This is a genomic window from Bradyrhizobium sp. BWC-3-1 (assembly GCF_032917965.1).
Classification (GTDB): domain Bacteria; phylum Pseudomonadota; class Alphaproteobacteria; order Rhizobiales; family Xanthobacteraceae; genus Bradyrhizobium; species Bradyrhizobium canariense_D.
This window is the reverse complement of the sequence record NZ_CP136625.1, coordinates 7,615,557-7,639,252: the sequence shown is the minus strand read 5'-3', so window position 1 is coordinate 7,639,252 and position 23,696 is coordinate 7,615,557. Positions and strand designations below refer to the sequence as shown.

Here is a 23,696-nt window from a genome sequence, read left to right as displayed (position 1 = left end):
CGTTATTGGCACCGATATAAAGGAATTTGTCCTCCGGGGGCTCGGTAAATTTGTGTGATAGTGACCCTTGTCGACTAGGGCGCTAAACCAAACGGAGGGGAGACGAACAATGAGCCAATTGATTGATCGCAGACGCTTCATACAGGCGACGTCGTCTGTCGTAGCTGCCGGGGCGCTATCTTCCGGCATCCGCCGGGCTTCGGCGCAATCCTCTGACGAGCTGCGAATGTTGGTCTGGGGTGGTGACGCAGGAAAAGCGGTCATCGAAGCCTACGTGAAACCGTTCCAAGCAGAGACTGGCATCAAGGTAACCCCGATCACCGACCAGACTACGTTGGCTCAGATTGAGCTGATGGCAAAGACGAAATCCGTTACTGTCGACATAGTCCCGCTAACCCAAGGCAGTGCCACTATAGCAGGTCGGAAAGGCTTGCTCGAGGAGATCGACTACTCGATCTTCAAGAAGGACGAGTTGGCTGGCATCGCGGATTTCGCCAAGCGCCCTTTCGGCATATCCCCGATCGTGTATTCCTTCGTCATGGTTTATAACGCCCAGAAGTTCCCGGCTGGCAAGTCCCGGCCGAACTCCTGGGCCGAGTTCTGGGATGTCAAGAAATTTCCGGGCGCTCGTTCGCTCGTCTCCGGCCAAACCGGAGGTGAGGGCCCCTGGGAGGAAGCTCTGCTGGCAGACGGCGTGGCTCCGGACGCCATCTATCCGATGAATATCGATCGAGTTTTTGCCAGCCTGGACAAGATCAAGCCATATATCCGCAAGTTTTGGGCGAATGGGTCCGAGATTCAGCAGATGATGCACGATAAGGTCCTCGATGTTACTCAGTCCTACGACGGACGGGCAAACTTGTTGATAGACCAAGGCGCGCCCCTCGAGATAAATCATAACCAGGCCAAGCTGACGTGGGACTATTGGGTCATCCCAAAAGGCAGCCCGAACGTGCGCAACGCGCAGAAGTTCCTGGAATTCGCCTTGCGGGCTGACCGCCAAGCGGCCTTCTCTAAGCTCATCTCCTATGGCCCGACCAACCTCAACGCATTTAAGCTGATACCGGAAAACGTGGCGAGCAAGCTCGCCAGCAATCCACGCTACATGGAAAATAGCATTCGCATAAATGGAGAATGGTACCTCGAGGCCGGATCCGATGGCCTGACGAACACTGAGCGGCTGATTCGGCGCTGGAACGAGTGGATCCTTCAGTAGCATTGCGCGGCGCGGCGATCCCACGATCGCCTTGCCGACCTCTGGGGAGGAACAGAGTGCGGCTGACACCCTTTGTTTTTTTCGGGGGCCACATCCCGATCGCACTGGAGCGCTATTCGTGACCTTTCATGACAAAAGTACCGTTTTTCCACTTGCTGATGGTGATGCGTTGAAGGAAGCTCCCGTTTCCGCCCAGATCGAATTTTGCCGCGTTACTAAGATGTACGGGCAAGTCGCCGCGGTCGAAGACTTGTCACTGACAGTTCACCGCGGCGAGTTCTTAACCATTCTCGGTCCTAGCGGTTCGGGAAAGACGACTGCGCTGATGTTGCTTGCCGGTTTCGTCGCACCCACTAAGGGCGACATCCTCATTGCTGGGAAATCGGTCGCCGCAGTGCCTTCCTATCGCCGGGATCAAGGTATCGTTTTCCAGAGCTATGCTTTGTTTCCGCACCTCACAGTGCGCCGAAACCTAGAGTTTCCGCTAGAGATGCGCGGTATGAAAGCCGCGGACAGGACAACACGGGTCGATCGCATACTTGAGCGCGTGCATCTCAAGGAGTTTAGTGGCCGCATGCCCTCCCAACTGAGCGGCGGCCAACAGCAGCGCGTGGCGCTTGCCCGCGCACTCATCGCCGATCCACCGATCCTCCTGCTCGACGAGCCGCTCGGGGCCCTCGATCGTAACCTTCGCGAGCAGATGCAAGGTGAGATCAAGAGCCTGCATCGGGAGTTCGGGAAAACCACCATATGCGTCACGCACGATCAGGATGAAGCACTCACTCTATCGGATCGCATCGTCGTCATGCGAGCCGGGCGGATCGAGCAGAGCGACTCGCCGGAAGCCTTGTACGACCGTCCTGCGACGCGCTTTGTGGCGAATTTTCTGGGCGAGGCAAACATCCTGGATAATCCCGGTTTCGCCGTCGACTCCGATGCCACGCAACCGTCCGGCACTATGGCCATGATCCGGCCGGAACGCATCTGCGTCGCCGCTCCCACAGCACCGAAGCGCGTAGATGCAGACAAGCGCCAGTTCATCGCTGGCATAGTAAGTGACATGATCTATGCTGGTCCGCTACGCAAATACCAAGTTCGGGTTGGGTGCACGGTGCTCACCGTGCGCGAGCACGTCGCATCTGGCCAGGAGATATTCCGGCCGGGCGACAATGTGCGGATCGACTGGCTGCGTTCCGACGTCCGCTTCGTGGCAGTATGAGTTTATGAGAGGGGCACGCAAATGAAAATCCAGAAATGGGGGGGAATGCTCACGGTGCCAGCATTCGCCATCCTGCTCATAGTCTTCGGCATACCGATGGTCGGGCTCTTCTTGACTAGCCTCGATGCACCCGCCTTCTCGGTCGTCTACTATCGAGCCTTTATCGACCAACCTGCGAATGTCCGTGTGCTCTTCCAGACCATCGAGATAAGTCTTATAGCCACGGCCATTTGCCTCAGCATCGGCTACCCTGCGGCTTATCTGATCGCGACCGCGTCGAAGCGCGTGCGTGTAGCTCTCATCGTGCTCACTGTCATTCCCTATCTGACGAGCGGGCTCGCCCGCACCTATGCATGGACCGTGATTCTCGGTGACCACGGCCTAATCAATGATCTGTTGCTGGACCTTGGGGTGGTCGACAGTCCGCTCCCGCTCATCTACAACCGCATGGCCGTTTATATCGGCATGGTGCACATCATGCTGCCGATTATGATGTTGCCGCTGCTTAGCGTCATGATGGGCATTGATAATTCGCTGATGGCAGCCGCCCGCAGCATGGGTGCGCGGCGCTTTTCCGCCTTCTGGCGCGTTTTCTTCCCGCTCAGCCTCCCGGGCGTGCGCAGCGGCTCGTTGCTCGTCTTTGTGCTTTGCCTCGGCTTCTATATCACGCCGCAAGCCCTCGGCGGATTGCGCGACGCCATGCTGTCAACATTCATCGCGGCGCAGGTCACGAGCTCGCTCAACTTGGCACCTATCGCCGCCTCGGCATTCATCTTGCTGGCGATTGCTGCCATCATGCTATCCATATTCGGGCTTGACCTTTCCGGAGCAGAGAGCCGCGCAGCGCTACCGCGGGGAAGGTCCTGGCTAAACCAGGTGGCCTTATTTGGTCGGCTGACGCGCAATCTCAATGAGCTTACTACGCACTATCGAGCAAAGCGCTGGGTGGTCCAGCTCTATAAAGCCGGGCGCGAAAGCCGCTGGCCGCAAAGTGTCGGAGCCGTGTTCGTAGCACTCGTCATGATCTTCCTGCTGTTTCCCGAGCTAGTGGTCATCATCATGTCGTTCAGCCCAGGGTCGTTGCTTGAATTTCCACCCACAGGTTTTTCGCTGCGATGGTACGGCTCCTTCTTCGGCGATTCCTCCTGGACAAGCGCCGCCTGGACCAGTATTCAAATCGCCTTTGCGGTCGCAGCCCTGTCGACCATCGTCGGAACGCTCGCAGCCTACGGTATCAGCCGCACCTTTCCGCGGCTGCGCGCGGTCCTGACGATGGCGATCCTGGCGCCAATTACCTTTCCGCTTATCGTCGTCGGCATCGCCACCTACCTCGGCGTGGTTGAGCTCGGACTGATCGGCTCAAGGACCGGCATCGTCCTCGCGCACAGCATCGGGGCCATCGCCTACGTCGTTGTAATCGTCTCTGCGACTCTAGCGAATTTCGACCAGCGGCTGGAACAGGCAGCCATGAGCATGCGGGCTGGGCCGCTGCAAACCTTTCTGAGGGTGACACTGCCGCTGATCAAACCGGGCATTATCGGCGGTGCCGTGTTCGCCTTCATCCACTCCTTCGACGAAGTCGTCATCTCTTCGCTGGTCAGCGGCTTCTCCGTCCGTACCTTGCCGCTCAAGATGTGGGAGAACGTGCGCCACGAGATCGACCCGACAATCGCCGCCGTGGCGTCGTTGCTGATGCTTCTGCCCGTGCTCTGGCTGGTCGCCCTCTACGTCACATGGTGGCGGTCGAAGCCAGGAGCTCAGCCCGCGCTCGCCGACCACACGATTTGAGGCAGCGATAACGCCGTGTTTGACTCAAGCAGAACGATGCATTCTGCATAGCGAATGCGACCCGGATAGGCCAAATTGCGGGCTGCTGCGACGATCATCTGGTCTGCACTTCAGCTAACAAAACAATATCTCGATAGCGATAGTGATGCTCATGCAGCGCTCACCGGTTGGGTGCATCAATTTTGTAGCCGATACCATGATCGAGCAGGACATGGCTGATCCGACTGGGGTGAGCTTTGCTCAGAGGCGGAACATCATCGCACTGCACAATCTTGTATGGGCGAAATTGAAAAGCCGAGAGGGGGCTCTCGCTCGCTGTGGCAAGCAACAGTGTTTAGGAATACCCAGAGCAATTAGCAAGTCTCGCAGGAGCCTCATACCCCAGCTGCGCCAATCAATGAGGCGGTTGCTCGGTTGCCGCGATCGGACTTTCAAGACCATCAGCGATCTGGTCCAGACCCTAATCGTTGGAGGCGAGGCAGATGACCGATACCCCCAAGCCAGACACCTATAGCGCCGACGGCATCACTGCGCCGCTCCGTTACAGCACCTTCCGACGAATTTGGCTGGCGAGCGTGCTAGCCAATCTGGGCGCCCTGATTCGGAGCGTCGGCGCGGCTTGGGCGATGACGCAGATGACGTCGTCGGCCGACATGGTCGCGCTCGTGCAGACCGCGCTGATGTTGCCGGTCATGTTGATCTCGATGCCGGCCGGCGCGATCGCTGACATGCATGACCGGCGTATCGTGGCGCTGATCTCGGTGGTTATCGCGCTTGCCGGCGCGACCGCGTTGACGACGCTCGCCTGGCTCGGGCTGATCACGCCGAATCTTTTGCTGGCGCTGTGCTTCGTGGTCGGCAGCGGCATGGCGCTCATGGATCCGGCTTGGCAATCCTCGGTCAGTGAGCAAGTTCCGTTGGAAACTCTCCCCGCGGCGGTCACGCTGAACGGCATCAGCTACAACGTTGCGCGCAGCGTGGGACCTGCCATTGGCGGCATTGTAGTTGCAACCGCGGGTGCGGTGACTACGTTCGCGCTCAACGCGTTGCTCTATCTTCCGCTGATAGTCGCGCTGTTCCTATGGAAACGCATCCCCGTCCCCTCGCGTCTTCCCCCCGAAAGGCTTAGCCGCGCTATCATTTCGGGCGTTCGCTACATTATCAATTCGCCGTCGATTAAGATTGTACTGGCCCGCTCCATGGTAACCGGCGTGATCGGCGGCGGGATCATCGCTCTCATGCCCCTTGTAGCGCGCGATCTATTGCATGGTGGCGCTCAGACCTACGGCATCATGCTTAGCGCCTTTGGCGTGGGCGCGGTGATCGGCGCACTCAACATCACCGAGGTGCGCAAGCGCATAAATGGCGAAGCGGCGATCCGAGCCTGCGCTCTGTCTATGGGCGGGGCGATTACGGCAGTAGCATTGAGCCGCGAGCCCGTATTGACAGCGGCTGCGCTGTTCCTAGCGGGAGCCGTATGGATGATTGCGTGGGCGCTGTTCAATATTGGGGTGCAGCTTTCGGCTCCGCGCTGGGTAGCGGGCCGTTCGCTCGCGGCCTACCAGGCGGCGGGATCAGGCGGGATTGCCGTCGGGAGCTGGGCCTGGGGCTGTTTGGCTGACGCCGCCGGTGTGCAAACCACACTCCTAATCTCGGCCGGTCTAATGCTGGCGTCTCCAGTGTTGGGACTCTGGCTGCGTATGCCACGCATCAGCACTCGTGAGGAAGACGCCGAGATGCTGGCTGATCCCGAAGTACGGCTTGCAATTACCGGACGTAGTGGGCCGCTTGTAGTCGAAATCGAATATCAGGTGGCGCAAGAGAATGCGTGGGACTTTCACAATGTAATGCAGCACGTGCAGTTGTATAGGCAGCGCAGCGGCGCCTACGGCTGGTCCATCGCGCGCGATATCGCCGATCCCGAACTTTGGACCGAACGCTATCACTGTCCGACATGGCTGGATTATTTGCGACAGCGCAACCGCTCGACGCAGTCAGAGCGTGCGTTGGATCAGCAGGCATCGGCTTTCCACATCGGTCCTGAGCCCGTGCGCGTCCGGCGCATGCTGGAGCGCCCATTCGGATCAGTACGCGGCCGAGAAGATGAACTTGAGCGCACTACGAACGACGTCGTGCAGGGTCAAGGGCTGCTTGGAGTTGAAGAGCTTGGCAACGCGGGCCGCCAGACGGGTAAACATGCGCCAAGTCGAAGGTCGGGCTAGCGAAGGGAATGGCCGTGGCCCATCGGATGCTGCTCTACGGCATACCGTCGAATTTTAGCATCTCGGACCGAAACACCGCCTTGCACCCCTGAAGCACATCGCGCCCGAGAGCGGCTAACTCGACGCTGCGATGGTCGATGATGGGCATTGCAATGGCGCCAGGATGAGATCGGGAATTGGATTAGGCTCGGACCGGGAATGTGCAGAGAGTGACGACCGCGAGTTTTAGTGCTGCCAATAGGCCAAGCTATTCCGCTGCGATTAGGCCATCCACCCGGTTGAAGCCGTGCGCCGGCTCGATCGGCATCCCCCCGTTCACGAAACCCCAAGTTGCCGACGACGACCAAGGTCAGCCTGTGCGGGGCGACCGCCAGCACGCGCTGGAACGGCACCATCCCCGGGAGGGGCAAATCCGTCGCGGCACGTGCAGGGGCAGGCGCGGCCAGCACGGGCGTGGTCGAAGACCGGAGCGGGATCGGAAATCGTGCCACCTGGATCGGCGAACGGTCATAATCGTCCGCGAACGAGCGCAGGGCCATCGCGTTGAACATCAGCTTCGCAAGATCTGGGTTGGCGCGCAGGGTCGTGTACATCTCCCGCTCTTCCTGGGTGAACTCCATCTGGAGCCGCGAGCTCTGCGCTCGTTTGAAGATAGTGAGGTGTGCAAGCCTCGAGATGCCGAACGAGCGAATAGAAAAAAGGCCGGTCCTGTCGCTGCCGATGTCCCGTCGTGATGTCGCCGATCAGCCAGGATGCGAACTCATCATCCATTGGCCGCATAAACTTCTTTTGCGCTTGCATCGGCGGATTGGGGTGACAAAAGCCGAGCATGTCAGGGCAAACGAGCGGTGCGTCCACGAGCCGGCCGTCGAGTCTCGGGCAGCAAGGCGGACATTGGCAGGCCTCGTGCTTGGAGGCATTTCGAGCGCGATGCGCAATGCCATCAAGGACGTCATCATTTCTCGAGGCAAAACGCTCTACATCTATCCCTCTTCGAAGGAATGCGCGAGACTATCGTACCCCATTTCGACGGTCTCTATGCCAGTGCCGACACCGCGAATCTCGGCTCGCTCGCGGAAGCAACGCAGAAGAGCTTTGACGTCTTGAACGTCAATTTCGCAGATCCTATTTCGACGTTCAAAAGGCATTGCGCTGATGCACAACGGCAGCGCGATCGTTTTCACGTCTTCTTTGTCCGATCAGGCCGGAATCGCGGCGAAATCGACCGTATCGGCATCGAAGGCTGTACGGCGCAACTTCACGCGAAGGCTTGGCGCCGAGCTGATCCGCCGGAGCGTCCGGGTAAACGCCGAGAGCTCGGGCGTCATCGAAGGCCCGCTGTTTAGGAGGCTCGGCATTTCCGAGGTCAGCGTGCAAGCACACCGAAAGGCCCTGCTGGAGAAGATACCCGCGAAGCAGTTCGGGAAGCCGCGGAAGATCGCGAGGAGTGACTTTCCTCACTTCCGACGACGCATCCTACATCACCAGCATCGACGTGGCTGTCGATGGCGGACGTACGTACCCCCGAGTCCAATAATCCCTTCCGGTGTGCTCGAACCCGCCCCGTGAGAGTCATCCGTCGTCCTCTACACCAGTTCCAATGCCACGCCTCCGATGCGGACAATGAGCAGAATACAATGACAAACATCGTCAAAGCAGCCGCCGTACAGATCACCCCCTGTTGTACAGCCGAGAGGGGGCGGTCGAGAAGATGACGAAAAAGATTCGCAAATTAGGCAAGAAGGGGTGCGTTTCGCCACGTTTCCGGAGACCATCATTCCATACTACCCGTATTTTTCGTTCGTCCAGCCGCCCCTCACGCTTGCCAAGAAGCATCAGAGGCTGCTTGAGCCATCCCCTACGGTTCCCTCTGCGGAGACGCATGCGATCGCCAAAGCCGCGAAGGATGCCCAAATGGTCCTTTCAATCGGCGCCAACGAGCGGGACGGAGGATCGATCTACAACACTCAGCTCCTGTTCGATGCGGACGGCACGCTGATTCAGCGTTGCCAAAAGATCACCCCCACCTATCACGAGCGGATGGTCTGGGCCAAGGCGACGGTGGCGGCAGCCTTCGCGCCGTAGACAGCGCCGTTGGCCGGATCGGCCAGCTCGCGTGCTGGGAGCTTATCTCCCGCTGGCCAGATAAGCCTTGATTGCCGATGGCGAGCAGATCCACTCAGCGATGTACCCCGGTTCGATCTTCGGCCCCCTTCTCTCCCAACAAACGGAAGTGAGCACCCGGCAGCATGCCCTTGAGTCGGCCTGCTTCGTCGTCAGCGCAACCGCATGACACAACGCCGACCAGGCCAACGACACGGGCGGTGCTATCGGTCCGATTTCGGGCGGTTGCTTCACCGCTATCGTTGCCCCCGACGGTCAATTGATAGGCGAGTCCCTGAAGGAAGGTGAAGGAGAGGTGATTGCCGATCTCGACTTCATCGAAATCGACGGGCAAGAGAGTGATGGATACAAGCGGTCACTACAGTCGCCCTAAACTGATCAGCCTCCTAATCGACCGTACACTTTCTTCGCATGTCCACGAACGGATTGTTCCTCCCAGGCGCGTGGCTACAAGCGGCCTTCACCGTGAGGACCGTGCTGCGGACGCCGCTTAGGTCTCAATGGTCCTCCCAGCCGGAGCGACCGATTCTCCGTTGGAGAAATGCCCTGCTGCGGAGCGTCGCCAACCGCCAGGCTACAGCGCACCTCGTCACTGCAGCGGCAAGTCCGCTTCAGGCGTCCGAACTGTTACGCTGGCGGCCGCCTTGTCCATCCTGGCGGCGCCTCCTCTCGACATCTGGATGTTGCCTCGGATGAGGATCCGCTCATATCGGAAGTCCACGTCGTCAGCTCGAGACGGCTCGTCTTGGTACGTCTTTCCGAGCGGCGCCCCACCGGCGGGAGGTCAGGTCCGAGCGACCCTTGCCGGGAAGCTGCCGGCTGAAAGTGAAACGCGCACTATAGGTACGTGATCTCCATGCAAGAGCGCGCAACACGAGCGCCCATTTCGAGTTAGGAATTCCATGGAGGACGATAAAACCAGATTGCCGCCGAGAAGGTGCCCCCGCTTGCGCGATCGATCAACGATGCGAACCCAGCCGCGCGGCTTGAGCACTGGGCCAAAGAATACGCAAGCCCGTCGCAGAGCCGCCTCCAGACGCCATCAAGCTTCATTACTGTCGCCGCACGGTGCTCCGGAGGTGCGCGCCCGCCCTCAGTAAACAACCGTAGTTTCAGGGCGCAGTATCCAGGCCTATGCTGGCCGGATGGAGCAATCAGTAATTTTCAGGTGCCCGCGCTCCGGCATAGACGTGCAGCACCTGCTGACAGGACTGGAGCAGATCGGTCCCGACACGCATCTGCCGGTCGTTTGTCCGGCATGCTCATCGGTCCAATTTGGTGAATGCCTCCACCGGCAAGCTGCTCGGCGACCGAGTGCTTCCGACGCGCGGTGAGGACGGTCGACCCGTGACGTCCCGCATGCTCACTCCGGTTTGGGTGCGCATCCTTCCACGGTGTAGGTCGTGTATCGTTCCCGGAAAATCCAGCGCCTTGGAGCCCCATGCGAGGGCTGATGCTTGCTGCCGCTGCTGGCGTCGCAGTCGACCTCGCTGCCGGCGCTCTTCAAGCCTCGCCAGCATCGGAGACGGAGCTGACGGGTGGCACGGTGCGGGGAAGCGGCAGCGTGCGTAAGGTTGCGGCTGGCCGGCGACGGCTTGCCGAGCCATCGTATCTCTCGGCCAGCACCAGAAGCCGCTTTCGCGTGAACGGGTCGGCCTTATCGGCCAGATCGCGGGCGCGCTGTGCAAAGCCCCTGTAGAACTCGACATCCATGATGTGCCCCAACTCGACGCTTACCAGGGTCGCACTTAAGTACATCGACGGCTCCGACGTCAAGGCGGGCGAGCAGGGTGGGCCCGTCGCGGAATGTTCTGCGATGAGCCTATAGCAGCCGATCTAATGCAACTAAGTTCGCCGTCGGCAGCGGCAATTAACATGGCAGTCCTCCATCGGATCCGCAAGCGACGCCCGGAACGCGGGGGGACCGATGAATCTCGCCGCTGGCGAGGACGGGCACAACGAGCGCTACGTCTGCAGCCACAGCGAGGGGCCCGCTTCACGATCCAGCCTTCCGCCAGTGGGGCCGACAGTTCCCCTGAAGCCTCCCGACAAGTGAGTGATCGTACCGGGCCAGCAGATACGAGCCGGGCTCGACGCGCGGCACGCGAACGGTTGTAAGGTTCTACTGCACGCTGGTGATGCATGCCGGAAATCGACGAGGCGCGGGTGTATTCCGCCGCGCGCGCATGAGCTGGTGCGCTTGGTATGAGGCGCATTTGGCGGAAAGGGATGATGCCGGCGCATCCGCGGCGGTCGTTCGCGACGTCTCGGCGCGAGCGCGCCGTCTAGATCCCTCTGGACGTCTTTTTCGGATCAGTAGCTTTTTCGATTTCAAGGAAGGGTGCAGGTACCGTCCGCGAACTCGCTTGTCTGTCGGCGACCTGACTGTCTGAGGGACACGAGGCTACGAGACGCTGGCGCTGGCTTTTGGGAGAGTCCGCCGTTTCCTTCTTTCAGTACGCCAGACTGCGACCAGAATGTCCCTGCGGTTGAAGCGGCATGCGGTCTCGGCCCTTTTGTCCTGCGTCATCGCAGGGCGATTCATCCATTTCGACCGAACATCCACACGCGCGTGCAAGCGCGGGCGGTGTGCAGTCGCAGAGAGAAGGAAGCTGGAGTATGCAGCTTGGCGGCGAACGCCGGGAAGAACCGAGCTCAAGTCGGAATGAAGCTGAGGTGGACGCGCAGCCGAGCCCGAGCGAAGCTCAACCGACCAGAAGGATAACGATTCAAGTTTCGGAGAGCATTTTCCGGCGACTTGAAGCCGCGACTGACCGCGCAGGGATGGGCAAGAGTGTCGTCGTAGAGGCGGCTCTTGAGCGCTTCCTGGATCCGGCGTCGCCTGCAGAGGGTCTTGTTTACGAGGCGATCGAGCGAACGAATGAGCAGGTGCTCAGTCTGCGTACGGACGTCGCGATGATGGCGGAAATAGTGACCCTCCATGCCCGATACCACCTCACTCTGACGCCGCCGATGCCGCCATCCAAGCAGCACGAGGCGTGCTTACTCGGGCTTGAGCGCTTCAAGGCCTTTGCCGAGCAGGTCGACCAGCGCGTACGGTTTGGTCAGCCCTTGCTGCAGGAGACAATCGATCGCCTTGGAAATTCCAGCCGATCCGGGTCTGAAATGGGCGGCCGGGCGTCACGCGCTGTTGCGCGAGTGCCAATTGAAGAAGAACGCCACTGTGTGGCCGCCGTAGGTGAAAAAATCGGAAGCGTGTGCTGTCGCCGAGGAGGGCGGCAGCAAGATCAACTTTCGACAGTTGCCAAACGCCTTCTGTTAAAGCCAATAGCCGCGCTCGGAGAAGCACGCGCAGCGATGCCGCTGGGCGGATATCACGCGAAAAGCTGGTCATCCGGCCTTGGAGCTGGCGGATCATCTCTTGCGTGTTCCTTCCCTTTGCCGCCGGATATTATCTTTCCTACCTGTTTCGGATGATCAATACGCTCATTTGCGGCCACCTCGCCTCTGAATTCGAGCTTGGTACAGCCGATTTGGGGCTGTTGGCCTCGATCTACTTTCTGGTCGTTACCGGCAGCCAGATTCCGCTGGGCATGCTCTTGGATCGCTTTGGTCCGCGCCGGGTCCAAAGTGCGCTCTTGCTGCTGGCCGCCGCAGGCGCTGCGTTTTTCGGATTATCGAGCGGATTCCTGTCGCTTCTGCTTGGTCGCGCGATGATAGCGTTTGGCACTGCAGCTTCCCTCATGTCTGGCCTGAAGACAATTGTCCTCTGGTTTCCGAGAGAGCGCGTGGCGCTCGTCAATGGCTATATGACCATGCTGGGTGCACTGGGCGCGGTGACGGCAACCGCACCAGCCGAGGCATTTCTTAACTGGATAGGCTGGCGCGGTCTATTTGAGGTGCTTGCCGCATCCAGTGCCACCACAGCAGCTGTGATCTATTTTTTAGGGTTCAGACTCAATTGATCCAATAAGCGACGAGAGCGGCGAGGTGGACGGCGGCCAAGAAGTTTCTGGCAAGTTTGTCGTAGCGAGTAGCAACACGCCTGAAATCCTTGAGCCGGCAGAAACAGCGCTCGATAACATTGCGCCCTTTATAGAGGCGCTTGCTGAAGCTGTGGAGGGTTACCCGGTTGGATTTGTTTGGAATGACGGGTTTCGCGCCGCGATTGACGATTTCGGCGCGAAAGCCGTCGCCATCGTAGCCTTTGTCCCCGAGGGAAGACATGGGCGGCGCGAGCTTCAAAAGGGCCGGCCCTGCGGCAATGTCTGCGGCTTGTCCCGGAGTGAGATGAAATGCGCAAGGTTTGCAATCAGGGTCGCTCAGCGCGTGGATTTTCGTGGTCCGCCCACCGCGCGAGCGGCCGATCGCCTGTTCACACTCCCCCCTTTTCCGCCGCTCGCCGAGCGATGCGCTTTGATCGAGGTGGAGTCGATCGACAAAGCCACTCGGTCCTTGCCGCAGCGGGCGAGCGCTTCAAAGATCGCCTGCCAATGTCCGCGCTTAGCCCAGCGATTGAACCGATTGTAGATCGTCGTGTAAGGGCCATAGTCGGACGGGCAATCGCGCCAGCGTGCGCCGCACTGGAGCATGTGAATGATACCGCTGATAATGCGTCGATCGTCTTCGCGCGCCGGGCCGGTCTGGTTCGTTGGCAGATGCGGCTCTATCTGAGCCCACTGCTTGTCGTTGAGCCAGAACAGTCCTTTGCGCATCGAAGTCCCCCGTGCCGAATCAACTTGGCACGAGGGAATCAGAACTCGCTAATTAGGTACAGACCCTAGTTCCAGAGCAAGACGCAGCTACGAAGAGCCCTCGAGGCATAGTCAGTCTGAAGACCGTCTATACGGATGGGTGGTTCTGGAGAATTGCGCCGATTTCTTCAACGTGTATCGGATCCGCATGCGCCCTGCAGTCCTTGTGGGCAGCGTCTTGGCTGAGTGATGTGAAAGGGTTGGATCGAACAAGCCTTGTCACACAATTGCTCATCATGGCGATAGCCCTAAGCATTGGCGCATTGCTGCTCGGTACGGTCGCCGATTCGCTGCGCCGGAATGGCAAGAACATTGAAACGTTGCTCGCGATCATAGCTGCTGTGTTCATTGCAGCCGAACTCGCGCTGATCTTGCATCCACCTTTCCTGTCGCTACCGTCATGGATCATTGTGGCGGTGGTCGGATCAGCAATCGCCGTCAGCTACGCGATCATCGGAGATTACTTTCCGGCCGAATTGACCGGCCGCGCAAACGGCGTGCTCAACGTTCTGCATTTCGGGTGGGCCTTCCTGGTTCAGTACGGGACGGGGTTAATTCTCGAGCAATGGCCGGCAAAGGACGGACACTACCCCTCAATCGCGTATCAGACGGCGTTCAGTGCTCAATGTTGTGCTGCAGCTGGCCGCCCTGCTCTGGTTCATCGCCCCTGGGCGCAAGCGGTGTTACCGGTGCCGGCTTCGTCACCCTGGCCGCAACGTTGACGGTGGTCAGTCCTGAGCTTGTCCCGGGCATTGCGATCGTATTCTCGATCGACAAGTTCATGAGCGAGGTGCGTGCGCTTACGAACATTATCGGGTACGGTATTGCCGCGGTATTTGTGTCCTGGTGGGAAGGCGAGCCTTTCCGGTGCGCTGCGGCAGCGCCGCTCTGCCCAAGATCGCTTTCAATCACATCTCCAGCAATCGGCGTGCCACTAGCGAAATCCCTCGCGGCATCGGCTGATATAGAATACATAGCTATCTTGTTACCCACCGCTATCTTGTTACCCACCGTTGCGTGACCAAGGCGCGCCTAATGGACAAAGAATGAGGGATTGCGCTTCGCGATACTGTTCAGCCGCCGCAAGCTCCGGCACTCACAAGCGATGGCTTTGCACCACTTCGCCATTGATCAAGTTCAGAATGGTCGCGGATACGGGCAGTGCTCCTCTGTAAAACGCTTGATCGCAGCTGATGATGAGCGCATTGATCAAGACATCGGGAAACACGTTCAGTGGAATCGAGCTATACGTGGCGCAAGCGCTGGTCGGAATCGCGCGGCAGTCAGGCAGGCAGACCCGTGGGATCAGAGTCATCCCTCAAATTCTGATCGGCGGTCGCGTGAAATACGGGGATGGCTACCATCAATGACAGCATCAGGCTAACGAGCCCGAATGATAAAACTTCCGAAAGCGGCTCGACGATTGACTAGCGGAGTGATCGGCCAAGCCGTGCAACCCACATTAGCTCTGTAAGCACAGAGGCGATTGAACAGGTATGCCTAGCTCTGCGTATTATACGGTCGTGGATCGCGGCCGTCCGGCTTCACGGTTTCATCTGACTCAATTGCTTCCATGGAGTTCACGTGTCTAACGGCGTCCCGGTGTGCGACACCATTCTGGCTGAACATGCGCGTTCAGCTACATCAAAGCCGCCCGCCTTCAGGGATCTCGAATGGGAGTCTCGCAGGAGTAGGAGAGTGGCCATGCGCCCTGTAGAGCCGAGCGTGCTCATGGCGCCTTCGAGAACGCCAGCTGCGCAGGGCGTAACGAGCGCCAAACCAGGCGAGAACGATTAGAGCGAGCAAATGCCATCATCGGGGTATTTTCATCTCGAGCGTTCCTCGCGAATCGTAAATGTCCTCTGCCGGCGCCATGACGATCGCCGCCGGCAAACCCAGGGAGATCGCGCGCTCGTGAAAGCGGCTGTGCTGAGCGGAATCGCAGCGAGTGGCTCTTGACCCTTTGGTCTAACGCCAGTGCGCACGTTTGATCGCCGCAAGAACGCACAGGTCCGTGCCTTTCGGAGCCAGCGGATCGAACTCAAAGCGAGAGATGACGGCCCGTCTGCCGCTGCCGGCATCTGTCGTGTTGAACAACAGGGCCGGCATGTTGTTGCCGGTCGCCCAATGGGACTGAAAGTCAGCCTTAGCAGAATGAATTGATCGTAGCTGCCCGAGCATTCTGTCACCGGCTTCTCGAAAGTGTATTCGAGAAAGCGCGCGCGTATGTCTTTCCGTCGACGGCATTCGAATCGGGGGACGCTTTCTCGGGCGTGGAGCGCAGCGACGAACATTGCCGAACCGGCGCTGCTGCCCCCGGAGACGCCGCTTATCGCAGACAGATGTTGCCGAATGCCTAGAGCAATACTGAGATGACTACCGAAAGAACTATCCATCGAAGATCGCGCAACAAGGTAAAACAGCTGCTCGCGCAGAGTTCGCGTCATCCCCCTCACATATTTATGTAGATCGCTGGCAAGCCACTGAAACAGGCTCGGGTGCTAGGTATTCGCGCCAACTCACATTGACACTATTGAGCACCGTGCCGTACGAGCGACTTGAAACAGATTGACCACAAAACACGTTCCTAGGTAGCGCGTCAAACATTGTGCGTTCCCTACAGGAGTGAGCCAGCTTTGTCGATTTGTTCTGCGCGGCGATCGGAGAATTTTCCTCTCTGAGCGACCTCGATCTGCAAACAGCTCGCCCGCGTATGTCCCGTTGGGACGGCTGAACAAAGCCTGATCGAACGCTCAATACGAACCGCACCCTAACACGCGCTTTGCCGGGCACAAGGCGCGAGATACTCCGCGACGACCTGCGATCGAGCCGCCTTCGATTGCGACGTCTTGCGGCTCGAAAACGAGATCTCGTGCTCTTGTTCATCGCGATTCCCGGCTCAAACGCTAAAAACCGGCGCCCAATCTGCCCTAGTCTATGGGATATGGAGTCTGGTCAGCGCATGGACTTTTCGGAAGAGGACGCATCCCTCACAACTGGGGCGGGTATGTGCTGCGACTGATTCCACCTGAGCAATAGTCTCCTGTTACTTGTTGACAATGAGGAAGCAATTTATGGCAGAGGGTAAAAAGAGCAACGAGAAGCTCATCCTAAACAAGAAAGAACGTGAGTGGCCGAAGCAGTTCATAAAAGGCGCGGAGATCAAGACGCTCGCTGGTTCACCGGCAGACTGGGCCGTGAATATGAGCGTTCCCGGCGGCGGGGAAGATCCCGAAATCGGCGATACGCAAGAAGTCGATCTTAGCGAGCATGCAGAGCCGAAAGGAATCAAACGGTTCACGACGCGCAAACCTGCTACTTCGCCGGGCCAATGACATTTCTTCCCGAAGATGATGTGGAGTTTCTTCGGCGAAAGGCGATAGCATATGAACTGAAGAGCGAGACACCGCCGGACGGTACAGTTCGCAACGGCATTATCTTCCCGGGCTTTCAATTTTCCGGTAATCTTTTTACTCGCGAGGGCGACCGGCTTGTGAGCTGTACGACGTGCGACCTTCTGATATTGATCCCGCCGCAGTACGCGACGACTAAGCTCGACAGCTTCTATACTTGTCCGTACCTGACGAGACAGGACGGCAGCGGCCCGCAGAACACTGCTGTCGATCAAGAGCTTTTTGGTGCTAAATGGCAGTTTTGGTCGCGTCATCTAGCAAAGGACCAATGGCGGCCGGATATCGATGGCTTGGAAACCTACCTACAGCACGTTCGGGACGCCCTTAAGGTATGACCCGCGTAACATTCACCATCCTTGAAGAGCAGCGTGCGCTCTTGCAGCGAAGTATATTTCGGGACGAGAGCGAGTATGCTGCACTTCTTCTGTGTGGGCGCTCCCGTTCTCGCGACCCATGGACAGGTGAGGAAGAGGAGCGGATTGTTGCACGGGAGATTATTGAGGTGCCCGAGAGCGCATTCATCAAACGCTCTCCGGTCGGCTTTACCTGGTCAACGGCACCTTTTTACCAGGCGGTGAAGCGTGCTGAGCCGCAGAATTTTGCGGTTGCGGTCATCCATTCACATCCCGCCGGGTACCTTCGCTTCTCGAGTGCGGACGATATCGCGGAAAAGGAAACCTTTGAGATCGCGTTTAACCGGCTGGACAGTGATCGACCGCATCTCTCGCTGATTATGACGCCTGATGGGCAGTTGGCCGGACGTGCCTACGGTCTGAACCTCAAGCCTCGCTCTGTCGATATGATCCGCGTGCTGGGACGTCGCTGGCGGTTCACATACTCAGAAGTCAACACTGAAACTGCGCGCCCGGCATTCGATCGCCAGGTCAGGGCGTTCGGCCAGCAGTCTACCTTGGACTTGTCGCAACTGCGCATCGGCGTCGTCGGGTGCGGAGGGACGGGCTCTGCCGTTGCCGCACTTCTCGCAAGAATCGGTGTACGGCACTTGGCACTTTTTGATACCGATTTCATCGACGAAACAAACCTGAACCGGCTACATTACTCGACGCGGACCGACGCGAACCTTCGCAGATTGAAAGTCGATGTACTAGGTGAAGCAATCGCTGGAATCGGTCTTCCGATTTCAGTTGCGCGTATTCCACACCACGTCGAGGACATCGAGGCGCGGGACGCCCTCAAGTCATGCGACGTCGTTTTTGGCTGTACCGATGATCACTTGGGCCGGAATGTGCTCAACCGATTGGCGCATTTCTATTTCGTGCCGATCATCGACCTCGGGCTGCTCATCGACCCCCGTAGCGGCGGGGGCTACGATGCGTTTGACGGACGAGTCACTGTCGTCCAGCCAGGCAGCCCCTGCCAAGTGTGCAGGGGATTGATTAAATCCGACATCATGCTTGACGAGGGTCTTCGGCGAAAAGATCCTGCAGTTTACGAGCAAAGAAGGCGGGCGGGTTATGTCGCAGATGCGGCTGATCCAAGTCCCGTTGTCGTAACGTTTACCACTGAAGTCGCAACGATGGCCGTCAATGAGTTGTTCCAGCGGTTGAACGTCTTTAGGGGAGACAACGGTGCGGCCTCTGAGCGCGTACGAAGGTTCGATGAAGTAAAAGAAGCCGATCTCTTGCCTTCTGGCAAATCACGGCTAGGCTGCAAGTTGTGCGATCGGCGCCGCTACGATGGCAGAGGTGATATGGATCCATTTCTGGATACTACCTCATGAAACGACTGCCACTCTCCTGGGTTCAATTTCTGATTGATATCGGGCTTCTTCGTCGTCCCCATTTCCTGGTGAAGGATGTGCCGGAGCCACCGGATGAGTTCAGCGAGGGCTTTGTTTTTCGGGAAGTGCGCGAAGGTTACCAGAAATGGCTTCACCTGAAGTGCCCTCGATGCCGGGAGCATATTCAGATCCAGTTGGCAGGAGCTCGGCGCTGGACCATATCGACAGATTGGCTGAATAGGCCGACAGTCGCCCCTTCGATCTGGCAGACGGGAAGCTGCCAAGCCCACTTTTTCATTCGCAAAGGTGTTATCGATTGGTGCCGAGATGTTGGAGCACCTCGTCAGGGGGTCTCGCCGTATGTCTGACACCATTTGCGATGTTTGCACGATCGGCCCGGGCGTCGGTGATTGTGAGCTCGGCTGCCTTTTTCAAAGTGGTGAGGTCGACTCTCTACATCTTGCGCGGACTCTGTCGCATCAGCGCCAGTATGATCGCGAGAGCGGCGACTCGTGCTCGCCGGTCAAACGTAAACGTAGTGCCGACGCACTTCAGATTGTTTGAGCGGAGTCTTGGGAGCACTGTTGGAAGAGTCATATTCGGCAAGGGTGGTCACTATGGACGATCATTCTGACGACATAATACAACCGTCCCCACGTATCGAAGTGTATGCTGGCAGGTCGAAAAGCGCTGGCCGGGCGATTTGAATGCACGGATTGCCGCGGAGAGCCTCGAGCCGGGCGCGATTGTCACAGACGACGCCCGCCGCCATGGCGGCCGGCGGCAGCAAGTGCATGATTGGCGGCGTCGGGCACGTTTAGGCCAGTTGGTGTTGCCAGCTTCGGCGAATACCTTATTGTTTTGTGGGCGTCGGAATCGTCGCTACCGGCGGCTACGGAGTCCTCGTGACGCGTTAGGCTTGCGTCGTCAAGGCTCGTGCCAACTAGGAGGCTTTGAGTTAAGGCGATTGGCTCCAGCGGGCTTGTAGCGGATCCGACAACATGGCGCGAACCTGACAGTCAGCACTACGGCGACAGTGCAGCGGCTTATTGGAAAAATGGCCAGCTCTGTGTTCGATTCTGCCTCGTCTGCCGTCGCCCCTAGCATCTATCGTGTCATTCGGCCCGTTTAATCGCTTGCTTGTTGTCAAAAGTTCCCCTTCAACTCGCCAACGGCAGGACGGTAGTGCTCGGAGCCCGTCAGGGTCGCAGAGACAGGCGCGAGCGCAACTGAATGTTGAGTTTGCCTCCCGGCGCCTAATCGAGTGTGGAGTCGTTCTAGCCCAGGACGAGGGCCAGAGCATGAAGCGAAATCGTTTCACCGGCGAGACTGGTGTTCGGTCCCCCATGGTCTGCCTATTTCGCCGCGCGCAGCACGTTTTGACTGACGATCATGGAGGGAACCCATCCAAGTCATGATCTTACGTCCTCGGCCTTCATGTTCCGCCGAATTCCGCTCGATATGTGCGGTGGACGAGACCGGAAAGATTATCAGGGAGGGAACGACGTCGGCGGACGCGCCACCGATTGTGCAGTACTGTGCTGGTCCCGGTTGTCTGAACAGAATCTGCGCATCGATAAGTGGAGCGCGTCTGCCGGGGGTATGCTGCCAGGCGGAGCGGCAGCGAGGTGAAGTAGGCTTGATCGGGCGTGCTGCCGTCAAGACTCGAATGGGGACGTCTACTGTTATAAAAGTCGAGATATCGGCCGATCGAATTGCGCGCCTCGTTGACGCTATCATAGGCCCGTAGGTACACCTCCTCGTATTTGAGGCTGCGCCATGGCCGCTCGACGAACAGGTTGTCCCGCCATGCGCCCTTGCCGTCCATGCTGATCGCGATGCCGTTGTCGGCGAGCACGCCGGTAAAAGCCTGTCCGGTGAACTGGGAGCCCTGATCCGTATTGAAGATGTCCGGCTTGCCGTGACGAGCCAAGGCATCCTCCAGCGTCTCGACGCAGAAGGCTGCTTCCATGGTGATCGACAGCCGCCACGACAGAACCCGGCGTGTTGCCCAGTCCAGCACCACGGCGAGATAGACGAACCCACTCGCCATCGGGATGTAGGTGATGTCCATCGCCCAGACCTGGTTCGGCCGTGTGATCTCCATGCCGCGCAGCAGATACGGATGGATCTTGTGGCCGGGCTCGGGTTTAGTGGTGCGCGGACGGCGATAGAGCGCCTCTATCCCCATCCGCCGCATCAGCGTCTTGACATGCCGGCGGCCGATCTTGCACCCCTCGGCAGCCAGCAGGCCTCTCAACATTCGCGAACCGGCGAAAGGGAACTCCAGATGCAGCCAGTCGAGACGCCGCATGATCGCGAGATCGGCGTCCGGCACCGGACGCGGCAGGTAATAAACGCTGCCGCGTCTTGGCGTGCAGCGACTTCACGTCGATCGCAGGCGCGGCAGGCGACATGCTCCCAGAGCCGAAGACCCCGGAAGCGCCACCCTCCAACTGCGCCTTCCACGCCGTAATCTGATTGGGGTGGACGTCGAACTGCTCGGCAAGCTGAGCTATCGTCCGGTCGCCCTTGACGGCGGCAAGCGCCACCTTCGCCTTGAACGCCGGTGTGTGGTTCCGGCGCGATCGTCTGTTCATGGTCTCTCCTGTTCACGGCGATTATCGCCGCGTTTCAGGCAGAAACTCCACTTATCGTCTTGTTCAAATTTGCGGAGCCGGCTCTTACCTCGAACCATGGCCTAGTCGAGTTGTGCGCGTGGGCCTGGAGGCAGGACCGACCTCAGCACGGCTAGCCGCAAATCTCTTGGGCCGCTGGCCGCGAGTTTGGAAGACCGCTAGGCTGAGGCGGCACTTTCAGCCATGCCTCTGAAGGCCGATCGCAACGACGCCCTGAGATCGCACAGATGGTGAGATCGGGATGGTTCAAGCCCGTTCATGTCAAGAGCATCGGCAGCTAAGGCCGCGGACGTTGCCAGCTGCTCGCAAGCATCTCATCCGCCCCATCGCTCCCGCAGAGCAGGTCCGCCGAGTACTTCTGCGTCCGCTCGCTCTCAAAATCGGAATCGCCTTGCGGACTCTGTTCGCGACGGGAGTTCGTGAGTTGGTCGCGATGACGCCATGCTGGAGGCGATTATGTATCCGCTGCTTGCCGACGCGAGGCGCTGATGCGAGAGTCGCCCGACTCGATCGTCCGGTTCTGAAAGGCTGTGCGCAGCGACCCGGCTTGCTGGTTCTTCGATGACTGATGCCAGGATCGGTCCGGTGTTTGGGTGACCTTCCGCTCCACCGTGGTCGATCCTTGGCGATTCCTGCATTCCCAACCCCGCGGGCGCCTACTGGTCTCCGATGAAGGCTTGGGCGGTGCGTGTGCTCACCGGCGAGGAAGCACTGTGGGAAGGTCGCGCTGGGCAGAAAGATGGCTGTCGTCCTTCACCGAACGTGGGTCGACGGTACCGAATTCCGGTGGACGGCGCGCGCGTAAGGACGCCATCGCCATCCAAAAAGACGCTCGCCGAGGCGCGTGGGACCGTCGAGTTTGCATGATCTGTCGTGGGTCCTCAAGGTGGCAGGCTACGCCCATGAGCTTGATCCGACCATTCAACCGAATCCCATCATGTGGCGCCTTGCCGATCACGAACAGAAGTAGGTACCCGCGGCACGCGCTTCAAGGGATCGACAGAGGCAGACCGAATACAGAAGTAGATTATCGTCGATATTGAAAGAGCATGAGGTTGAAGAACGGCTGAGCTGGCTCGAAAGCATGGGATCTCCGAAGCGGCGATCTACAATTGGAAGCCAGAGTTGCTGCTCAACGAGCGGAGACTACCATCATTCGCAGGTTGCCAGCCTAAAGGCAGAGCGTTACGCATGATCATGACCAAGGCAGCACAGCGACCTTTTCGACAGCTAAACGGGATAGAAGAAAAAGTTGAGTCAGATCGGAGACGCGACATCATGAGCCAAACTAATAACGTTTGTAAGCCGCCAGATCGCATCTACGTTGGACGATCCAAGATAAATGGGTTCGGCTTGTTTTCGAAAAAAACCATAACGAGGGGAAATGTCATAGAAAAGCTCGAAGGCGTGGTCTATCCGAAGGCAACCAAGAGAACGATACAAATCGATCGCAATAGACACCTTTGTAGTGAATACATAGACTTCATCAATCACTGTTGCCGCCCAAATGCCCGCCTTCAGGTGGAAGGTGGTGGCATTGTCCTGATTGCAATCGAGGAGATTGGTTGCGACAGGGACGAAGTAACGATCGACTACAACTGCTCCGAATACTCTCTCGCTGAGAGCTTCTCGTGTCGATGCTGTGAGCCTCCCAGACTTATCGCTGGATACAGTTACTTGATAGAAACGGGTCAGGGCGACCATCTAAGTCAAATAGAGCGATACGTGCTGCCGCATCTGTTGTCGATCTCCTCGAAATATTTGTCTAACAACTAGATTTTGAACCGCCACCGGGGTGCCAGAGGCTCCAAATCTTGAGAGGAGGGAGCCATGACCAACGAGGCGACAAGCCGGACCCGAGCGGTTCCTAGTCTGGATCACGCCAGGGAACACCCTTTCGCGCAGGGCGGCAGTGACGTCGATTGCGGCCAGATCGGCTGCACGCCGCAGAGGCTGCACGACTGAGCCAATAAGGCCGAGGTCGATAGCGGGTAGTGGGCCGCCGTCCCGACCGACAGGCCCGAGAACGCTGAAGGGCTCGAAAGGGGAGAAGCGCGAGCTTCGGCAGGCCAAGAGTTCTGCGCACAGCGAGCGCTGTTTTGCGATGGCGGAGCTCAACCGCAGGTCCAAGCCCATGTCGCCTTCATCGACGATCATCGTGGGGTGCATGGGGCGAGCCGATCTGCAAGTCTCCCGAGCGTCCCCTCGACCTACCACGCCCATTTGGCCAAGCGGCAAAGCGGATTAAGCCTGAAATAGCTCACCAGTTTCGGCGGGCTATTGAGCCGGCTGAGGTCGCCGATCGCCGCCACGATGCCGGCGGCGACCGACAGATTCGCGCCGGTCACCGTTATCAATCGGTTGGCCGCGGAATTGTCGATGCGCGATCTCGCGGTCGAGCAGGGCGAGGTCTTCCGCCAGCCGCCCAAGCTCGGGCACGTGCCGATCTATCGCTGAGCGCTCATCGTCTGGAAGCTGTTGAGCGGCCACCCACACCCGGCCGCGAGCGTCGAACAGATCGGCGTGCGGGCACTTCGGGACCAATTACGCGTGCAGGATCGAATACACCTCGTTCTCGAGTCGCGCGCGATGCCGCACGACCTGGTAGCGCGTGACAAA

At 58.8% G+C, this 23,696-nt stretch carries 20 protein-coding genes, 5 pseudogenes and 1 other annotated feature; of the genes and pseudogenes, 19 read left to right on the top strand and 6 right to left on the bottom strand.

Annotated elements, in window-relative coordinates:
• Window positions 1–109: 109 nt before the first annotated feature.
• The 7 genes and pseudogenes from RX329_RS36730 to RX329_RS36705 all read left to right on the top strand — a co-directional run bounded on the left by RX329_RS36730 (window position 110) and on the right by RX329_RS36705 (window position 8,530).
• Entirely contained in the window at window positions 110–1,216 is a 1,107-nt protein-coding gene (locus RX329_RS36730; protein ID WP_317245183.1) for an ABC transporter substrate-binding protein, read from the top strand.
• A gap of 220 nt (window positions 1,217–1,436) precedes the next feature.
• On the top strand, window positions 1,437–2,435 hold the full coding sequence (locus RX329_RS36725; RefSeq protein WP_317246475.1) for an ABC transporter ATP-binding protein: 999 nt from the start codon (window positions 1,437–1,439) through the stop codon (window positions 2,433–2,435).
• 21 nt (window positions 2,436–2,456) lie between these two features.
• Window positions 2,457–4,223, top strand: coding sequence for an ABC transporter permease subunit (locus tag RX329_RS36720; RefSeq protein ID WP_317245182.1), 1,767 nt, complete (start codon window positions 2,457–2,459; stop codon window positions 4,221–4,223).
• A gap of 482 nt (window positions 4,224–4,705) precedes the next feature.
• A complete protein-coding gene (locus RX329_RS36715; RefSeq protein ID WP_317245181.1) occupies window positions 4,706–6,445 on the top strand; it encodes an MFS transporter in 1,740 nt (579 codons plus the stop codon).
• Between the two features lie 885 nt (window positions 6,446–7,330).
• Window positions 7,331–7,450, top strand: a pseudogene (locus RX329_RS42195) (ABC transporter substrate-binding protein); the annotation flags it as partial.
• 150 nt (window positions 7,451–7,600) lie between these two features.
• Window positions 7,601–8,014: an SDR family oxidoreductase gene (locus RX329_RS42190; RefSeq protein ID WP_410706179.1), complete on the top strand. Its 414-nt coding sequence runs from the start codon at window positions 7,601–7,603 to the stop codon at window positions 8,012–8,014.
• A gap of 177 nt (window positions 8,015–8,191) precedes the next feature.
• Window positions 8,192–8,530 carry a nitrilase-related carbon-nitrogen hydrolase gene (locus RX329_RS36705; RefSeq protein ID WP_317245180.1) on the top strand — a complete coding sequence of 113 codons (339 nt, stop codon included), beginning with the start codon at window positions 8,192–8,194 and terminating at the stop codon, window positions 8,528–8,530.
• Window positions 8,531–8,624: 94 nt separating this feature from the next.
• Here the strand turns inward: RX329_RS36705 and RX329_RS36700 are convergent, their stop codons facing one another.
• Both RX329_RS36700 and RX329_RS36695 read right to left on the bottom strand, forming a co-directional pair.
• Entirely contained in the window at window positions 8,625–8,903 is a 279-nt protein-coding gene (locus tag RX329_RS36700; protein WP_317245179.1) for a hypothetical protein, read from the bottom strand.
• Between the two features lie 1,169 nt (window positions 8,904–10,072).
• Entirely contained in the window at window positions 10,073–10,327 is a 255-nt protein-coding gene (locus tag RX329_RS36695) for a hypothetical protein (protein ID WP_410706176.1), read from the bottom strand.
• Window positions 10,328–11,188: 861 nt separating this feature from the next.
• On the opposite strand from RX329_RS36695, the gene RX329_RS36690 reads away from it, so the two are divergent.
• On the top strand, window positions 11,189–12,007 hold the full coding sequence (locus RX329_RS36690) for a hypothetical protein (protein ID WP_317246505.1): 819 nt from the start codon (window positions 11,189–11,191) through the stop codon (window positions 12,005–12,007).
• A pseudogene (locus RX329_RS36685) lies at window positions 11,923–12,477 on the top strand (MFS transporter); the annotation flags it as partial. The gene RX329_RS36690 and the pseudogene RX329_RS36685, both read left to right, overlap by 85 nt.
• 10 nt (window positions 12,478–12,487) lie before the next feature.
• Here the strand turns inward: RX329_RS36685 and RX329_RS36680 are convergent.
• Window positions 12,488–13,245, bottom strand: a pseudogene (locus RX329_RS36680) (IS5 family transposase).
• A gap of 107 nt (window positions 13,246–13,352) precedes the next feature.
• On the opposite strand from RX329_RS36680, the gene RX329_RS36675 reads away from it, so the two are divergent.
• Complete coding sequence (locus RX329_RS36675) at window positions 13,353–14,006, top strand: hypothetical protein (RefSeq protein ID WP_317246473.1); 654 nt, start codon at window positions 13,353–13,355, stop codon at window positions 14,004–14,006.
• Window positions 13,955–14,143: pseudogene (locus tag RX329_RS42185) on the top strand (cation:dicarboxylate symporter family transporter); the annotation flags it as partial. The gene RX329_RS36675 and the pseudogene RX329_RS42185, both read left to right, overlap by 52 nt.
• 237 nt (window positions 14,144–14,380) lie before the next feature.
• Here RX329_RS42185 and RX329_RS36665 read toward each other — a convergent pair.
• The gene (locus tag RX329_RS36665) at window positions 14,381–14,599 is read right to left on the bottom strand and encodes a hypothetical protein (RefSeq protein WP_317245178.1); all 219 of its coding nucleotides are present in this window, start codon (window positions 14,597–14,599) and stop codon (window positions 14,381–14,383) included.
• A 1,759-nt stretch (window positions 14,600–16,358) separates the two neighbouring features.
• On the opposite strand from RX329_RS36665, the gene RX329_RS36660 reads away from it, so the two are divergent.
• From RX329_RS36660 to RX329_RS36640, 5 genes are all read left to right on the top strand, one after another.
• Entirely contained in the window at window positions 16,359–16,619 is a 261-nt protein-coding gene (locus tag RX329_RS36660; protein WP_317245177.1) for a multiubiquitin domain-containing protein, read from the top strand.
• A complete protein-coding gene (locus RX329_RS36655) occupies window positions 16,616–17,032 on the top strand; it encodes an E2/UBC family protein (RefSeq protein WP_317245176.1) in 417 nt (138 codons plus the stop codon). The genes RX329_RS36660 and RX329_RS36655 overlap by 4 nt, the downstream gene beginning before the upstream one ends.
• Entirely contained in the window at window positions 17,029–18,438 is a 1,410-nt protein-coding gene (locus tag RX329_RS36650) for a ThiF family adenylyltransferase (protein WP_317245175.1), read from the top strand. Before RX329_RS36655 ends, RX329_RS36650 begins: the two co-directional genes overlap by 4 nt.
• The gene (locus RX329_RS36645; RefSeq protein WP_317245174.1) at window positions 18,435–18,806 is read left to right on the top strand and encodes a DUF6527 family protein; all 372 of its coding nucleotides are present in this window, start codon (window positions 18,435–18,437) and stop codon (window positions 18,804–18,806) included. The genes RX329_RS36650 and RX329_RS36645 overlap by 4 nt, the downstream gene beginning before the upstream one ends.
• 335 nt (window positions 18,807–19,141) lie before the next feature.
• A complete protein-coding gene (locus RX329_RS36640) occupies window positions 19,142–19,426 on the top strand; it encodes a transposase (RefSeq protein ID WP_317245172.1) in 285 nt (94 codons plus the stop codon).
• 615 nt (window positions 19,427–20,041) lie between these two features.
• Here the strand turns inward: RX329_RS36640 and RX329_RS36635 are convergent.
• Window positions 20,042–21,038: pseudogene (locus tag RX329_RS36635) on the bottom strand (IS3 family transposase); the annotation flags it as partial.
• Window positions 21,039–22,268: 1,230 nt separating this feature from the next.
• Here RX329_RS36635 and RX329_RS42180 point away from each other — a divergent pair.
• Both RX329_RS42180 and RX329_RS36625 read left to right on the top strand, forming a co-directional pair.
• Window positions 22,269–22,853, top strand: coding sequence for an SET domain-containing protein-lysine N-methyltransferase (locus tag RX329_RS42180; protein ID WP_410706175.1), 585 nt, complete (start codon window positions 22,269–22,271; stop codon window positions 22,851–22,853).
• 54 nt (window positions 22,854–22,907) lie between these two features.
• Complete coding sequence (locus RX329_RS36625) at window positions 22,908–23,042, top strand: hypothetical protein (protein WP_317245170.1); 135 nt, start codon at window positions 22,908–22,910, stop codon at window positions 23,040–23,042.
• 127 nt (window positions 23,043–23,169) lie between these two features.
• Window positions 23,170–23,283 (top strand) — a sequence feature (AL1L pseudoknot).
• Window positions 23,284–23,287: 4 nt separating this feature from the next.
• Here the strand turns inward: RX329_RS36625 and RX329_RS36620 are convergent.
• Window positions 23,288–23,389 carry a hypothetical protein gene (locus RX329_RS36620; RefSeq protein ID WP_317246472.1) on the bottom strand — a complete coding sequence of 34 codons (102 nt, stop codon included), beginning with the start codon at window positions 23,387–23,389 and terminating at the stop codon, window positions 23,288–23,290.
• Between RX329_RS36620 and RX329_RS36615 the strand changes: the two genes are divergently transcribed.
• Window positions 23,358–23,534: a hypothetical protein gene (locus RX329_RS36615; protein WP_317246504.1), complete on the top strand. Its 177-nt coding sequence runs from the start codon at window positions 23,358–23,360 to the stop codon at window positions 23,532–23,534. The genes RX329_RS36620 and RX329_RS36615 overlap by 32 nt on opposite strands.
• Window positions 23,535–23,696: the final 162 nt, after the last annotated feature.

Coding starts and splice junctions, on each gene's coding strand:
- RX329_RS36730 (WP_317245183.1), top strand. CDS start 110: ATGAGCCAATTGATTGATCGCAGACGCTTCATACAGGCGACGTCGTCT.
- RX329_RS36725 (WP_317246475.1), top strand. CDS start 1,437: ATGTACGGGCAAGTCGCCGCGGTCGAAGACTTGTCACTGACAGTTCAC.
- RX329_RS36720 (WP_317245182.1), top strand. CDS start 2,457: ATGAAAATCCAGAAATGGGGGGGAATGCTCACGGTGCCAGCATTCGCC.
- RX329_RS36715 (WP_317245181.1), top strand. CDS start 4,706: ATGACCGATACCCCCAAGCCAGACACCTATAGCGCCGACGGCATCACT.
- RX329_RS42190 (WP_410706179.1), top strand. CDS start 7,601: ATGCACAACGGCAGCGCGATCGTTTTCACGTCTTCTTTGTCCGATCAG.
- RX329_RS36695 (WP_410706176.1), bottom strand. CDS start 10,327: ATGTACTTAAGTGCGACCCTGGTAAGCGTCGAGTTGGGGCACATCATG.
- RX329_RS36690 (WP_317246505.1), top strand. CDS start 11,189: ATGCAGCTTGGCGGCGAACGCCGGGAAGAACCGAGCTCAAGTCGGAAT.
- RX329_RS36665 (WP_317245178.1), bottom strand. CDS start 14,599: ATGACTCTGATCCCACGGGTCTGCCTGCCTGACTGCCGCGCGATTCCG.
- RX329_RS36660 (WP_317245177.1), top strand. CDS start 16,359: ATGGCAGAGGGTAAAAAGAGCAACGAGAAGCTCATCCTAAACAAGAAA.
- RX329_RS36655 (WP_317245176.1), top strand. CDS start 16,616: ATGACATTTCTTCCCGAAGATGATGTGGAGTTTCTTCGGCGAAAGGCG.
- RX329_RS36650 (WP_317245175.1), top strand. CDS start 17,029: ATGACCCGCGTAACATTCACCATCCTTGAAGAGCAGCGTGCGCTCTTG.
- RX329_RS36645 (WP_317245174.1), top strand. CDS start 18,435: ATGAAACGACTGCCACTCTCCTGGGTTCAATTTCTGATTGATATCGGG.
- RX329_RS42180 (WP_410706175.1), top strand. CDS start 22,269: ATGATCATGACCAAGGCAGCACAGCGACCTTTTCGACAGCTAAACGGG.
- RX329_RS36625 (WP_317245170.1), top strand. CDS start 22,908: ATGACCAACGAGGCGACAAGCCGGACCCGAGCGGTTCCTAGTCTGGAT.